This window comes from Paucibacter sp. DJ2R-2, from assembly GCF_025717675.1.
Taxonomy (GTDB): Bacteria; Pseudomonadota; Gammaproteobacteria; order Burkholderiales; family Burkholderiaceae_C; genus Paucibacter_A.
Window position 1 is genome coordinate 110734 of the sequence record NZ_JAJIRT010000013.1, and the last position, 15308, is coordinate 126041.

A 15308-nucleotide genomic window follows, 5' to 3' on the forward strand; every position below is an offset into this window, starting at 1 on the left:
TTTTCGGTGACTTTCGGCACCCGGTCAGAGCGGGCTCTCCGTACGGGCCGTGTCGCCGCTCAGCGCGGGGAATGTCACGACGTGGTCGACATGGGCTCGTATGCCGATCCATTCGCCCAGATGGTGGTCGTGGTGCGAAGGCACATGGGCCTTGAGGCGGTCGCCGGTGGCCAGACGCAAGGTGTAGAGAAAGTCCGCGCCGCGAAAGATCTTGCGTTCGATTTGCGCTTTCACCGGCGCCGCGTCGTCATGAATGATGTCATCGGCCCGCAGCAGCACATCGCAGGCACCGTCCGGGTAGGCGCTGGCCATGGCGCAGGCTTCGGCATCCACCAGCGCACCCACAGGGGTCAGCACCTCGGGGCCGTCAGCCCCGGCGACGATGCGGCCCGGTGCGAAGACGCTGTGGCCGATGAAGTCGGCCACAAAGCGTGTGGCAGGGCGGTGGTAGACGGTGTACGGCGCATCCCATTGCTCCAGCCGGCCCTTGTTCATGACACCGACGACATCGCCGATGGCAAAGGCTTCGGACTGGTCATGGGTCACGAACAACGCGGTGGTGGCGCTGGCATGCAGGATGGCGCGCAACTCTTGGGACAGGTGCTCGCGCAGGTCGACGTCGAGGCTGGAGAAGGGCTCATCCAGCAAGAGCAGTCGCGGTGCCGGTGCCAAGGCCCGGGCCAGGGCGACACGCTGCTGCTGGCCGCCGGAAAGCTGGTGCGGCGCACGCTTGGCCGCATGGGCCAGGCCGACCAGATCGAGCATCTCGCCAATGCGACGGTCGCGGTCGCTGCGGCTCTGGTGGCGCAGGCCGAAGGCGATGTTCTCGGCCACGGACAGATGCGGGAACAGGGCGTAGTCCTGGAAGACCATGCCGATGCGGCGCGCCTCGGGCGCCAGGTGCAGGCCGAGGCTGGCGTCGGCCAGCGCTTCCCCTTCGATCAGGATTCGGCCGCTGTTCAAACGCTCCAGGCCGGCGATGCAGCGCAGCAAGGAGGTCTTGCCGCAACCCGAGGGTCCGATCAGCACGCCGATCTGCCCCCGCGCCAGACCCAGGGTGACGCCATCAACGGCGCCGGGGCGGACCTTGTTGCTGGTTGCCGTGGGTGGGTGCTGCAAGGAAGGCTGTGCCGGGCCCAGGTTGGCGCCGGGGTAGCGCAGGCCGATCTGGTCGAGTGCAAGAAACATGGCCTTTATGATAGCGGGCCGCCTCGCGTGTTTCGAATGCGGATCGTTCGCATTTGCTTGATTCAGGTCAAGAGCGCGCTGTCCGGGGTCGTGGGCACCAAGCTGGCTGTGGCGCGCCGTGGCCAGCTTTTGCGCCATATTTGAGCTACCGACGCCTCCTTGGCCCCTCCTTGTTGTTTGTCGCCTGCATGCTGCGTCTGATCACTGTTGTTTGCCTCTTGCTGGCCGTGCCCGTGTTCGGCGTGCTGGGTTCCTGGTTGAGTCTGGACGCACAGAGCTTGGCGCTGCTGCGCCACCAACTGGAAACGGTGCTGCCGGCCTATGCCGCTTCATCTCTGGTGTTGTCGGTGGCAGTGGCGCTTGGCGTGGCTTTGCTGGGTGGCGCGACGGCTGCGGCGGTCAGCCTCTTTGATTTCCCCGGTCGGCGCTGGTTCGAATGGGGCTTGTTGCTGCCCATGGCCATGCCCGCCTATGTAGCGGCCTATGCCTACACCGATGCGCTGCAGTACAGCGGCGCTTTGCAGACCTGGCTGCGCGGTTTACTGGGCACAAGCCGGCCGCTCTGGTCCGATGTACGCAGCTTGCCAGGCGCGGTGCTGCTCTTTGTGCTGTGTCTCTACCCGTATGTTTATCTGCTGACCCGTACGGCGCTCAGCGAACGCGGTGTCACCTTGATGGAAACCGCTCGCATCCTCGGTGCGGGCACCTTGCGCCGGGTGCGCGAGGTGGCTCTGCCCCTGGCCCGACCGGCACTGGCAGCCGGCGTGGCGCTGGCCTTGATGGAGACCCTGGCCGATTACGGGGTCGGAGCCTACTTCGGCCTCAACACCCTGACCACCGGCATCTACAAGGCCTGGCTGGTGATGAACGACCGCATGGCAGCCGCCCAGTTGGCCTCGGTGCTTTTGCTGGCCGTGGCCGGCCTGCTCTGGTTGGAGCGGAGGGCGCAGGCTCGGCTGCGCTTTTCCAGCAGTCGAGTAGGGGCTCAGCATGCGGCCGAAGCCCGCCCCCTGCGGCTGCACGGCCTGGCTGCATTCCTGGCTGTTGCGCTTTGCTCCGTGCCCATCTTGCTGGGCTTTGTATTGCCGGTTCTGGCCTTGCTCAAGCTGATGTGGCTGGAAGCGCGCTACGGCGAATTCGGCCTTCCACTTGCCCGCTTTGCTCAGTGGGCGTGGACGAGCTTGCAATTGGCTGGCTTGTCCGCCGCACTGGCCGTCGCAATGGCCTTGGTGCTGGCTTATGCCGGCCGTATGGGGCACAGCGCCGGCGCGGCGCGCGGACCCGGCGCCGGCTTGTTGCGCCTGTCCACCCGCGTGGTGTCGCTCGGCTATGCCGTACCTGGCGCGGTGATCGCCGTGGGCATCCTGTTGCCCTTGGGCTGGCTGCAGGAACATGCGCCACAGCTGGGCCTGACAGGCCTTGTGACCGGCACCATCAGCGGCCTGATTTACGCCTACCTGGTGCGCTTTTCGGGCGTGGCCCTGCAGTCGGTCGAGGCGGGCTATGCCCGCATTTCGCCCAATGTGGATGAAACGGCTCGCCTGCTGGGCGCCAGTCGCTCTCGGGTGTTTTGGGAGCTGCATGCCCCACTGCTGGCCCGCTCCAGCCTGGCAGCGGCCTTGCTGGTGTTTGTTGATGTGATGAAGGAGCTGCCTGCCACTTTGGTGCTGCGCCCCTTCAACAGCGACACCCTGGCCGTGGTGGCCTATCAAATGGCCCGAGACGAGCGGCTCGGCGAAGCGGCGCTGCCCTCGCTGGCCATTGTGCTGGTGGGCTTGGTGCCGGTGCTGATGTTGTCGAGGGCGATGCGTCAGCGCTGAAGGTGCACGCTGGCGACGAATGCCCGTTTCAACTTGCTCCAAAGCGGCAGGTTTCCGTCTGGCCGCCAAAGGTTGAATGCGAACGCCTAGCATTTCAGCGGTTTGAGTTAGGGGGAGGCTTGTGTGTACCCCCGTGACTGAGGGGGGTATTGAGGGCGCTCGTGAACTTTGTGCGATTGCCAGAGCATTTTTGTAGGCGGACTATGCGTTCACAGCAGTCGCGGTCGCGGCTGTGCTTCGAGAAACGCAGGAGTTCGCAATGGAATTTCACCTCGTCCGAACGCTGAGTCGGCGCGCCCGTGAGGCAATGCTGCTGACGCTGGTCTGCTTGCCGCTGCTGAGCGCAGCGCAGGCCACCGCCAAGGCCGCTGCGCCCAGCTTGGCCGGTCCTTCCTTGGTGCAAGCCAGCAAAGGCGCCGTCTTTGAGGGGCGAGGCTACAAGCCAAATACCTCGGTTTCGATTGCCTTGGTGGCGCCCAATGGCGTTGAAACGCAGCTGACGGTGATGGTCAACGCTGAAGGCAATGTCAGCTACCGCTTGCCCGGTGGCGCGGCAGGGCAGTACAAGCTCAGCGTCTTGGACAGTTCGGGCAAGGCACTGGCCAGTACCAATTTCATGGTTGTCCAGTGAGGCTGATGATGAGTCATCAGCAAGCAAAAAAACTGGCTTGGAATCGTTTGGCCTGCGCTTTGGCTGCCACGATGCTGCCCTTCGCGGCACCCATGGTCCGCGCGGCAGGCCCAACGGCCGGTATGGCTGCCACGCCGTCCTTGGCCAGCTTGGCCTATGTGTCTTTGCGCAGCGGCGATCCTCAGATATGGGTTCGTGACAGCCAGGGCCATGAGCAAGCCTTGACCAGCGGGCGGGGTGTCTACGCCCAGCCAGCGTTGTCGGCTGATGGTCGAATCGCTTTTGTGGCGCGCGAGGCCGGGCGCCCTGTGGTTCAGGTCATGAGCGCCGATGGCTCCGGACCTCAGCGGGTGTCGACCGGGGCAGATGCCGAAATGGCGCCAAGCTGGGCGCCTGACGGCCGCACTCTGGCGTTCTATGCCATGGACCTGAGCAGTGGTACCACGGTGCTTCGCATCGTCGATGTGCAAAGCCGTGCAGTGACAACGATCAAGGTGCCAGGCAAGTCCATGGGGCCTGCTGCGGCAAGTTGGTCAGCTGACGGGAAGCGACTTTGCTTTTTGGCCCAAGACGAGAAGGCCCGCAACCAAGCTTTTGTCGTGCAGCAGGACGGCAGCGGCTTGAAGGAACTGAGCAGCAAGTTCGCACCTCGGGGCGCGGCTTGGGCGGAGCTTTCTCCCGATGGCACGAAAGTGGTGTGGGTGGCTGACCTTCGTGAGAAGCGTTCGCACCTGATCATCACCGAGGTGGAGAGCGGCAAGTCGGTGGACCTGACCGCGGATGTGTTGGCGTCGCATGAGTCACCCCGTTGGTCGGCCGACAGCCAGTACATCGCCTTCTCCAGCACTCGCGATGACCCAGACGGTGCTCGTACCGATGTCTTCAGCATGAAATCTGATGGCAGCGAGCTGCGCAATCTCAGCCAGCATCCGTCCGAGGACTTCGACCCCAAATGGAGCAGCGACGGCCGCCATGTGATTTTTGTCAGCCTGCGCAGTGGCACTTCATTGCTCTATCAGGTGAACGTGCAGAGCGGCAAGACCGAAGTGCTCGCCCAGCATGCTTCGCACGACATGGATCACTCGGTACGGCCTGTGGCCATGCTGGCTCGCTGAGCCCTCATCAACCAAGATCGGGCGTCGCCGGTGTGCGGCCCCAAGCCAATCAAGGATGTCACCATGAACACCCAATTCAAGCCGCTGCATCGTGCAGCAAGCTCAGCCCGCAGTGCTTTGAGCCTCTTCGCCGCTTTGACGCTGGCGGGGGGGGCGCTTGCCGGCTCCAAGACCTACACCTTCGATGCCGATTTCGACCTGGGCTTGCTCTCTGGCGTCAATCATGCGGCGCCCAATAACAACCAGCTTCAGCTGAATACCGTGGGCACAACTTTCCCAGTGATGTGGATTGCCAATGCCGGTGAAGACACGGTGAGTAAGTTCGATACCAATTCCAACGTCGAACTCGCCCGCTATCGCACCTGGTTTGGTCCTGCTGGACAAGCGGGCCATGTCAACCATCTGGGCAACGCCTACGCGGGACCTGCCCCTTCGCGCACGTCGGTGGATATCAATGGCAATGCCTATGTGTTGAATCGGTGGTTTGAGAACCGCAAGCCGGTGCTGTTGAAATTGCTTGCAGAAGGCTTCATCGATCGCAATGGCAATGGTGTCATGGACACATCGAACGGTTCGACACCCTTGCCCATGGCCGACACCAATGGCAACGGGCAGATCGACGACAACGAGATCACGGACGAACGCGTGGCTTGGGCCGTCCAAGTCGGTGATCAGAACGGTCTGGGCCGAGCGCTTTGCATCGGCACCGATGGCAATCTCTGGGTGGGCATGTTCAACACCCAGCGCTACTACAAATACAGCTCGAATGATGGCAGCTTGCTGGCCGGCCCGGTGGCCACCACGCCGACCGCAGGTCAGCCGAGTTCTGGCAGCTGGCAGCCCTATGGTTGCCTGATCGACAAGAACGGAGTGCTCTGGAGTGCCTCACTGGGTGGCCCTCTGGGCAAGATCACCAACACGGCCAGCAACACTGGTCCCTACACCGTGGCCTCCTTCCCCGGCGGCATGTATGGCATTGCCTTGGGCAACGACAAGGTCTACACCGGCAGCAACAACCGGGTCTTTGATCCCGCCACCAACACCTCGGCCGCCATCGGGGGCCTGAGCGTGAGTTCTGCGGGCATTGTGGTGGACGGTTCGGGCAATATCATCGCGGGCACCAATACGGTCCAGAAAGTGTCGCCTTCGGGGGTGACGCTGTGGACGGCGCCTTTGCAAGCCGGTGGCGCCTACTCGGTGGGTATTCAGGTGGATGCCAACAACGACATCTTCCAGATCGGCTATGGCTCCAACCGGGTCCACAAGTACCGCGGCACCGACGGTGCGCCCATGGGCACCTTCCCGGTGGGCAGCGTGCCTTACACCTACAGCGATGCTGCTGGTTTTGCCGCGCGGAATTCCACCACGCCTACCGGTACCTGGACCGTCACCTACGACAGCGGCGCCGCTGGCACAGCCTGGGACCGCATCAACTGGACGGATTCTGTCCCCGCAGGCGCGGCCATCGTCGTCCAGTACCGCACAGCCGATGTGGCGGCAAATCTGGCCGCCCAGGCCTATCAGACCGTCAGCAAGAACGTGCCCTTCACGGCCAGCGGCAAGTTCATCCAGGTGTTGACGCGTCTGAATGCCAGCACCACCAACGCCTCGCCTGTGCTGTTTGACCTGACCATCAAAACCAAGGTGACCGCCTGTGATGTGGACTTGGACGGCGATGTCGACACAGCGGACATGGCGTTGATCCGTGCTGGCATTGGCCAGGTGCCTGCTGCTGGCGATCCGCGCGATGGCAATGGCGATGGCGTCATTGATGCCCGCGATGTGCGCGCCTGCACTTTGAAGTGCACACGCAGCAACTGCGCGACGAACTGAAGTCTCTCTGACACAACCCTCCAATCCGGATTTGCTCGTAGTAACCCCCAGGAGTTCAAAATGAAAATGAAGCTACTTGCCACAGCCGCCAGTGCACTGGCGCTGGCCATGTCCTCGGCACACGCGGCCCCAGTGGTCAGCCTCAGCCCCAGCAATTCGTCGCAGGTGATCGGCGGAACTTTCTCTTTGGATGTCAAGATTTCGGGCCTCGGCTCGGAGATCGTCTCGGTCTTCGATTTGAATATCTACTTCAACCCGGCACAGCTGAAGGCCGTCAGCTACAGCCTGGGCTCAGGCTTGGGTGGGGCTTGGACGGATCTGGGGCTGGATCCGGCGGCCCCCGGTTCACCGACCAACTACTTGGATCTCTTCGCCTATTCGAATCTGGTGGTGCCCGGTGACCCCGGCACCGACGATTTGCTCGCCGCCGCGCAGGATGACGACAGCTTTGTCATGATGACCTTGAACTTCGAGGCAGTGGGCGCCGGAGTTTCACAGGTCTGGTTCGGGACCGGTCCTAACGAGCGCGATCTTGTGGGCCGAAGCGATGCTCTTCTGAGCGGTGTGCAGTTCCAGAGCGCTTGTGTGGCTGTCAACAGTCCGACGGGCGGCAACAACGAATGCCGACAGGTTCCCGAGCCCTCGAGCTACGCCTTGCTGGGGCTGAGTCTGTTCGCGGCTTTCGTGCCGGGGGCCGTCAAGCGCCGCAAGTCTTTGGCTTCCTGAACCCGGCTGTTGAGATCGAAGAACCGCGCCATGGGCGCGGTTTTTTTGTTTATGCCAGTTCGGCTTGGATATCCGCGTAAGACTGGCAAAGACTGCAGCCATACCGCGCGTTACGGCTGGCGCTTGATGTGTGAAGGCTCCAACGCTGCCGTGCTTGAATCGCAAGGGTTTGGCTTGGACCGCGTCGCGGTTGGTCCCTCCGACAGGAATCGAACCTGTATTTGCCGCTTAGGAGGCGGCCGTTCTATCCATTGAACTACGGAGAGACTGCTCGGTGGCCCGGGCGGCGCGAATTCTCGCATGAAAGGTTGCAGCACCTCGGCGACCCGAGAATCGCGCGCCCAAAGCTCCAGCGCAAAAACGTGTTAGCCCTGAGCCCCCCCCGACTCACGACTCACGATTCACGATTCACGATTCACCCATTCACCCATTCACCCATTCACCCATTCACCCATTCACCCGCCCTCATTCCCACTTCCACTGCCAGATCAGGTCAAGCGCGTTTTCATCGCCGGCCTGGCCGCGCAGGGTGAAGCGCTGGGCGATGCGGTAAATCAGCTGCCAGCTGCCTTGCGTGGCGTTGAGGCCGCGCTCAAAAGCCACATACCAGCGCTTGGACAGTTGCTTGCCCACGCGCACCACGGTGCCGCGCACTTCGCCATTGCCTTCGCTGACCGAGAGCTCGTCCAGGCCGATGGACTTGATCACCTTGCCCGTGCGGCTCTCGCCACCGCCGTTGAGCAGGGCCATGGCAGCCTTTTGCAGCAGGGCGGTGTCGCTGCGTTCGAGGTTGTCGGGAGCACGACCCAGCAGCAGCCAGGAGAGCTTGGCCGTGTCGGCCATATCGGGGTCGGAAAAGAGCTTGATGCGCGGCGACTGAGCGCTGCCGCCGATGGTCACGCCCACGCGCACCTCTTCTTCGCCGGGGCGTATGGCCAGAATGTCCAGGCGCGGGTTGTCCATCACCCCGCTGAAGGTGACCTGGCCTTTTTCGATCGTGAGCTTTTGGCCGTAGGCATCGACACTGCCGTTGACGGTGCGAATGTTGCCGTTCAGTTGCGGCCGGCCCTGGGCTTGGGTCATCTGCAGCTCGCCGGCCAGCAAAGTGTCCACGCCATGGCCGCGTACGCGCAGCTTCTGGCCCAGGTCGATGTCCAGCTTTAGCTTGATCTGTCGCCGGGCTGCGGCTGATTCCACCGGTGCAGCTGGCGCCTGCGCCACGCGCCGCACCTCTACGTCGTCGTCCAGTTGGGGCGCGTTGCCGCGCGAGAAATCAAACAGGCCGTCTTCCACATCGAGCTTGCCCTGCAGATCCAGGGTTTCGGCGTCCATGTGCAGGCGCAGCTGGCCGTTCACGGCCAGGCGGCGGTCGACCCGGCGCAGCAGGGCGAACTTGCTGGCCTGGGCCTGGATGTCGGCCTGCGGCTTGGCGCCCAGCTGCAGCTGTCCCTTGGCATTGAGCTCGCCGTCGCCGGCGCGCAGGCGCAGTTGCTGCAGTTCGGCATGGCTGCCCTTGAGCTGCAGGGCGAAGCTGCCGTCTTGCACATCGATGCCCAGCAGCGGGTTCCGCAGGCCCAGCTTGCTGCCCTGGATCTGGCCCACCACCTGCGGGTCGTTGAGCTTGCCGGCAAAGCTGGCGCTGGCGGCCAGGCCGCCGGCCACGCGCCAGCCCGAGGGCACCCAGGCGCCCCAGGTGCTGAGGTTGTCCACCCGCGCTTCCAGCACGCCCTCCAGGCGCGATTGGGCCGAGGGCCAGGGGCTGGCGTCGCCCGCTTCGTTGCGCGCCGTCACGGCGCCGGCCAGCACGCCGATATTGCTGCCGGCAAAAGCCTGGGTCAGGTGCCAGCGGCCGGGCGCGCCGATCACGCCCAGGCGCAGCTCGCTCAGACCCAAAGTCTGTGTGCCGCCGTCATCGGTGACCTTGAGGTCGCCGCTGCGGCGCTGCAGGGACAGCTCCACGGCCAGCTGGGGCAGGGTGTGGATGCGGACGCTGCCGTCCAACACCAGATCGCCGCCCCAGCCGAAGTCGGGCTGCCAGCGTGCCATCAGGGGCGCGACGGCTAAGGGTTCGAGGGCCAGGTCGAGCTGCAGCTGATCGGGCCCCTCGGCGGCTTTCCAGGCCAGCTGCTGCCAGTGCAGGCCGGCGCCCAGCAACTCCAGCTGCCCGGGCTCGAACTGCGCGCCGCTGAGCTGGCCTTGCGGGCCGCTGTCCACGCGCAAGGCCAGGTCTTGTGCTTGCAGCCAGGGGGCGGGGGCTTTGTCGGCCGGTTTGGCAGTTTTGCTGGCCGCGGTGGAGGCAGGCACGCGCGCATCGAGCTTGAGGCCGGTGGCGCGCCACTGGCCGCCCAGGGCCCAAAGCAGGGCCAGTTCGCTCGCTGCAGGGCTGGCGGTTCCGGCCGTGCCCAGGCTGCCCTTGAGGCCGATCTGGAACTGGCTGCGTGAGGGCTGGTCGGCCGGCTGGTGCGCGGGGCGAAGGGCGGCGGGCAGCAAGGCCGTGCCCAGGCCGCTGAGCTGCAGCTGGTGCTGAGCCCAGCTGCCGCTGACTTGCAGCTGAGCCTGGGGCAGCTGGGCTTCGGGGCTCTTGAGTTGCTCCAGATCGAGCTGCATGGCCAGTGGCGCGCTCAGGGCACTGGCGAGCTTGGCGTTCAGCCGGGCCTTGTCCAGGCTCAGCTGGTCGAGCTTGAGCGCCTGGCCTTGCAGCTCGGCCTGGCTTTGCCAGCTCCAGCGCGGGCTGCTGCCTCTGGCGTTCTTGCCACTGGTCTTGTCCGCTTCGGCTCGGCCCTGCCAGGCCAGCTGTCCGCTCAAACTGCCGGCCAGCTGATGGGCCGGCTCGCCCTTGGCCAGGGCGGGAGCCAGGGCTTGCCAGAGCGGCTGAAGCGCTTGCAGTTGCGGCGCTTGCAGCTGCAGCTGGCCCTCCAGGCTGTGATCGGCCAGCAGCTGGGCGCGGCCTTGCAGCTGGTTGCCGCCGGCCTGCAGATCGGCGCGCAGGGTGGGCACTTGCTGATCGTTGGCTCGCTCGTAGCTGAGGTCGGCGGCCAGGTCCATGCCGGCCTGGCTGCCGGGCAGCAGGCGCAGCCGGGCCTGGCCGCGTGGGGCTTGGGCGAGCAGGCCTGCGTTGCTCTGCTGGGCCGGGGCCTGCAGGTCGGCGCTGAGGTCCAGATCCAGGCGGGCGCTGGGGCCCGGCGCTTGGGGCCAGAGGCGGCGCAGCTCCGGCACCATGCCGCGTGCATTGGCTTGCAGCTGCCAGCCGCCGGCCAGGCTGCCGGGGCGGCTCAAGCCCAGCTTGGCGCTGCCTTTGAGCTGGGCTTCACCGGCCTGCATCAGCAGCTCTTGCAGATCCAGGCCTTGCATCGAGGCAATGGCGCTGGCTTGCAAGCGCACTGGGCTGTGGGCATTGAGCGGGGCGTTCTGCGGGCTGGTGGCTGCCGGCGCGGCCAGCTGGGCCTGTGCCGCAGCTGGTGTCACCGGGCCAGGGGCCAGCCAGCGGCCTTGCAGATCGGTCTTGATGTGCAGTTGCAGCGGCGGCGTAGGGGCGGTCTCGACATTTTTAAGGTCGGCGCTGTCATGGCTCGTTGGGACCAGCCCTTGAGATGTGCTGAGCTCGACCGTGCCAGCGGCCAGCAGGCCTGCAGCGCGCGCATCCAGTCCCTCGCTGCGCAGGTTCTCCAGGTTCAGCGTGAGCTGGCTGCCACCGGTGCTGCTGCTCTTGCCGCTGCCGCGCAGGCGGCCGGCGGGCAAGGCGCTGCTGCCCAGCAGCACGTCGAAGGCGCGCAGCTGGATCTGGCTGGGGTCCTGGGCCGAGGCTTCGGCGTCCAGGCTCAGCTGGCGCACCGGCAGGCGCTGTTCGTTCCACAGGCCGGCCGCGTGGTTGGCGAGCTGGGCCTTGATCAGCAGGGCGGGCTGCTTCGAACTTTTCTTGCCGGCCGCACTGTTGTTGGCTGCGCTGTTGTCGGCTTGCAGGCTCACATGCCCGCTCAGCGCCGTTCTGGGCAATCCCGACATCAGGGCCGAGAGATCCAGCTGTTGCGTGTCCAGCTGCAGCTGGGGCAGGGGCCAGGAGGCGAAAGGCCGCAGCTGGGCTTGGGCCTGCAGCTGCTGGTGCTGGGCACTCAGCGCGGCCTTGAGCTGAAGCTGGGCCAGCGGGCCATGCAGTTCCAGCTGTGCGCCCCAGGCTGGCAGATCGGCCTGGGCGGCTGACTTCAGGCCCAGGCTGGCCTGCAGGGGCAGACCGCTGCCGGCGCCCAGCGTGGCGCTGCCGCTGAGCTGCAACTGATCCCAGGCCAGCTGCTGGATCTGCAGGCGGTGCTCGGCGCCGGGGCTGTTGTCGGACACATTGCTCAGGTCCACCCGGGCTTGCAGCCCGCGCACCGGCAACTGGCTCAGCGTGGGCAGGGACAGGCTGTCGACTTGCAGCTGCGCGATATGCACGCCCAAGGGGATGGGCAACTCCTCGGGCACCGGGCTGGGCTCGGCGCTAGGGGCCAGATGCACGGTCACCTGGCGGGCACTGAGGCGCTCGACCATCAGGTCGCCCCAGAGCAGGGGTGAGCGGTTCCAGGCAAGACTCAGGCCGGTCCAGCGCAGATCGTCGATCTCGATGCGATCCTGGCCGCCGGGGATGGTGAGGTTCAGGCGCTTGGCCGAGAAGTCGCCGATCAGGCTGCCTTGCGGCGCCTCGACCTGCAGGCCGGGCAGTTGCTGCAGCAGCCAGCGGCTGCCGGCCTCGCTGCCCAGGCCCCACCAGACACCCAGGCCAGCGCTGCCGGCCAGCACCGGCAGGGTCATCAGGCCCAGCAGCAGGCCGCGGCCGCGGCGGGCTTGGGCGGGCTTGGGCGCAGGGCTGCTGTCGCCCGCGGGGGCGGCGGGCGTGCCAGGTTTGGATTCGGGTTCGCTCATGGGGCCGGGTCGGGGTTCGCGGCGTTGGCGCTAATCATCATCAAAGCGCGATGCCAACGCTGAAATGCATGCGCCATTTCTGGGTCTCCTGGCCGCGGGCCAGGTCCAGGCGCAAGGTGCCCAGGGGGCTGCGGTAGCGCAGGCCAAAGCCGTAGCCGATGCTGGGCTTGAGCTCGCGCCAGTGTTGGGCCGCCTGGCCGGCGTCCACGAACACGGCGCCGAGCAGGGCGGGCATGCTGGCGGTCAGCCCATGGGCCAGTTCGACGCTGCCGTTCCACAAGATACGGCCGCCGGTGGCATTGCCATCGGCATCGCGCGGGCCCAGGTCATTGAGGCCGTAGCCGCGCACGGTGTCATCGCCGCCGGTGCGAAAGCGCAGCTTTTCCGGCAGGCCGACCTCCTGCGAAGCGAAGACCTGACCCCACTCGCTGCGGGCGCTGCCGAACCAGCCGCCGGGCAGGGGCTGGTAGGCCTGCAGGCGCAGATGGCTGCGCAGGAATCCGCCGTTACGGGCTTCGGAGCTGTCGGCCCGGCCCACGCCCAGCAGCAGGCTGGCGCTGTAGCCCCGGGTCGGCGTGAGCGGGCTGTCGAGCCGGCGGTGGATCCATTGCACATTGGCCGAGGCAGCGCCAGCGCTGATGGTGCCTTGCGGGTCGGTCTCGCGGGCGCGCAGCAGTTCCAGGTAGTAGGTGCGGTCCTGCCGTTCGGTCTCGCGGGTACGGCCGACGCGGGCGCGCAGATTGACCGTGGTCTTGTTGTCGTCGACCTTGCGCTCCAGGAACAGAGCACCGACATTGCGCTGCATATCGGGCTGAGGGTGCGAGCTCAGCTCCAGATCGTAGGAGCTGTTCTTCTGGCTGAGCTTGAGCTTGCTGCGCGCACGCAGGTCCAGGCCGAAGGGGCGGCGGTGGATGTAATCGGCGCCCAGGCGCGGGCCGCTGCCGGTGTCGTAGCCGATGCTGGCGGTCAGCTGCTGGCGCGGGGCCTCGCGCAGCTTGATGTGCACGGGCGCGGCCTCGGGTGGATCGCTGAGCGGCTGGATGTCGACATTGACGCTGTCGAACAAGGTGGTGCGGACCAAGCGCTCTTGGAAGTCCAGCAGCAACTGCTCGGTGTAGGGCTGGCCGACGCTGAAGCCGGCCAGGCGCTCGACGCTGCTGCGCGGCTGGTGTTTCAGGCCTTCGATCTGCAGCTCGCCGAGGCGGAACAGCGGGCCGCTGTCCAGCTTCAGGTCCAGCTCGGCGCTTTGGGTCTCGGCATCGATGCGGGCGCTGTGGGTGTCCAGTGTGGCGAGCGGAAACCCACGCGCGCGGGCCGTGGCCAGCAGTTCGTTCTTGGCCTGCGACCAGCGCGGCTGCGAGAAGCCCTGGCCCAAGCCCAGCGACCACTGACCCTGCAGCCGCTCGCGCAGGGCGGCCAGATCGGCGCCTGCCACCGGGGGCTGGTCCGGGGCCAGGGCACCGGCGAACTCGATCTGCAGCGCCTTGACCCGGGTCTGCGGGCCAGGTTCGACCTTCACCGTCACCACCACCGGGCTGCCTTCATTGCGGCTGACCTGCACCTGTGCGTTGAAGAAGCCCTCGGTCTCCAGCAAGGCCTGGGCCTGCTGGGGCGCGGCCTGGATCAGACGGCCGAGTTCTTGGCGGCTCAGCCTTTGGTCTTCGGGGGCGCTGCGAAAGCGGGCGAGGTCCAGGTGTTCCTGCAGCAGATCGCGCAGCGCGCTGGGCGCTTCGACCACCAGCTCGTATTCGGCCACCAGGCGCACCGCTGCGCCATCGGCGGCCGAGCCCGCAGCGGTGCTGGCCGGCGGTGGCTCGTTCTTCCAGAGGCTGCTGATCGAGGCGCAGCCGGACAGGCCCGCCGCCGCGAACAGCAGGGCGCCGCGCAGCAGCCGGGGCAGGGTCTGGCTCATTGGCTGAGCAAACGCATCGCGCCTTCCAGGCCTTGCAGGGACAGGGGGAACATGCGTTGCTGCATCAGGTTCTGGATCAGGGACACGCTCTGACGGTACTGCCAGACGCCTTGCGGCTCCGGGTTGATCCAGGCGTACTTGGGGAAGGCGTGGGTCAGGCGTTGCAACCATTCGGCGCCGGGCTCTTCATTGTTGTATTCGACACTGCCGCCGGGCTGCAGGATCTCGTAAGGGCTCATCGTGGCATCGCCGACAAAGATCAGCTTGTAGTCACGGTTGTATTTGCGGATCAGGTCCCAGGTCGGGGTCTTCTCGGCGAAGCGGCGGCGGTTGTTCTTCCAGACAAAGTCGTAGACGCAGTTGTGGAAGTAGAAGAACTCCAGGTGCTTGAACTCCGTCTTGGCGGCCGAGAACAGCTCTTCGACGCGGTGCACATGCTCGTCCATGGTGCCGCCCACATCCATCAGCAGCAGCACCTTCACCTTGTTGTGGCGCTCGGGCACCATGCGGATGTCCAGCATGCCAGCGTTGGCGGCGGTCTTGCTGATGGTGTCGCCCAGGTCCAGCTCCAGATCCGAGCCCTCGCGGGCAAAGCGGCGCAGGCGGCGCAGGGCGACCTTGATATTGCGCGTGCCCAGTTCCAACTGGTCGTCGTAGTCCTTGTAGGCGCGCTGCTCCCAGACCTTGACGGCGCTCTTGTTCTTGCCGGCGCCGCCGATGCGTATGCCTTGCGGGTTGTAGCCGCTGTTCCCGAACGGGCTGGTGCCGCCCGTGCCGATCCATTTGTTGCCGCCCTCGTGGCGCTCTTTCTGCTCCTCGAAGCGCTTTTTGAGCGTCTCCATCAGCTCGTTCCAGCCCATCTTCTCGATGGCGGCTTTTTGCTCGTCGCTCAGTTCCAGCTGCAGGTGCTGGCGCAGCCATTCCAGCGGCACCTCCTGGCTGAAATCGCTGAGCAGCTCCACGCCCTTGAAATAGGCGGCAAAGGCGCGATCGAACTTGTCGAACTGCGTCTCGTCCTTGATCAGGGTGGTGCGGGCGAGGAAGTAGAAATCGTCGATGGAGGCGGCGCCCTCGCTGCCGATCACGCCTTTCTCCAGGCCTTCAAGCAGGCTGAGGAATTCCCGCACCGACACCGGCAGCTTGGCCGCCCGCAGGGTGTAGAAGAATTTGATCAGCATGTGAGGGGC

General features: G+C 65.7%; 9 protein-coding genes and 1 tRNA gene. 5 read left to right on the plus strand and 5 right to left on the minus strand.

The genetic code is table 11. The features are described 5' to 3' along the window. Positions 1-24: 24 nt before the first annotated feature. Positions 25-1188: an ABC transporter ATP-binding protein gene (locus LNV28_RS22775; protein WP_263519936.1), complete on the minus strand. Its 1164-nt coding sequence runs from the start codon at positions 1186-1188 to the stop codon at positions 25-27. Positions 1189-1376: 188 nt separating this feature from the next. Between LNV28_RS22775 and LNV28_RS22780 the strand changes: the two genes are divergently transcribed. The 5 genes from LNV28_RS22780 (at position 1377) to LNV28_RS22800 (ending at position 7313) form a co-directional block, all read left to right on the plus strand. Beyond that, on the plus strand, positions 1377-3008 hold the full coding sequence (locus tag LNV28_RS22780) for an ABC transporter permease (protein WP_263520022.1): 1632 nt from the start codon (positions 1377-1379) through the stop codon (positions 3006-3008). A 259-nt stretch (positions 3009-3267) separates the two neighbouring features. Next, entirely contained in the window at positions 3268-3639 is a 372-nt protein-coding gene (locus LNV28_RS22785) for a hypothetical protein (protein WP_263519935.1), read from the plus strand. Positions 3640-3710: 71 nt separating this feature from the next. Beyond that, a complete protein-coding gene (locus LNV28_RS22790) occupies positions 3711-4754 on the plus strand; it encodes a TolB family protein (RefSeq protein WP_263519934.1) in 1044 nt (347 codons plus the stop codon). Positions 4755-4817: 63 nt separating this feature from the next. Continuing rightward, on the plus strand, positions 4818-6587 hold the full coding sequence (locus LNV28_RS22795) for a hypothetical protein (RefSeq protein WP_263519933.1): 1770 nt from the start codon (positions 4818-4820) through the stop codon (positions 6585-6587). Positions 6588-6647: 60 nt separating this feature from the next. Beyond that, the gene (locus LNV28_RS22800; RefSeq protein ID WP_263569044.1) at positions 6648-7313 is read left to right on the plus strand and encodes a cohesin domain-containing protein; all 666 of its coding nucleotides are present in this window, start codon (positions 6648-6650) and stop codon (positions 7311-7313) included. Between the two features lie 191 nt (positions 7314-7504). Here LNV28_RS22800 and LNV28_RS22805 read toward each other — a convergent pair. From LNV28_RS22805 to LNV28_RS22820, 4 genes are all read right to left on the minus strand, one after another. Next, a tRNA-Arg gene (locus tag LNV28_RS22805) sits at positions 7505-7579 on the minus strand. A gap of 199 nt (positions 7580-7778) precedes the next feature. Further along, a complete protein-coding gene (locus LNV28_RS22810) occupies positions 7779-12209 on the minus strand; it encodes a translocation/assembly module TamB domain-containing protein (protein WP_263519931.1) in 4431 nt (1476 codons plus the stop codon). Positions 12210-12249: 40 nt separating this feature from the next. Beyond that, positions 12250-14121, minus strand: a complete 1872-nt coding sequence (locus LNV28_RS22815; protein WP_263519930.1) for an autotransporter assembly complex protein TamA — start codon at positions 14119-14121, stop codon at positions 12250-12252. Then, positions 14118-15299, minus strand: coding sequence for a vWA domain-containing protein (locus tag LNV28_RS22820; protein ID WP_263519929.1), 1182 nt, complete (start codon positions 15297-15299; stop codon positions 14118-14120). The genes LNV28_RS22815 and LNV28_RS22820 overlap by 4 nt, the downstream gene beginning before the upstream one ends. Between the last annotated feature and the right edge of the window lie 9 nt (positions 15300-15308).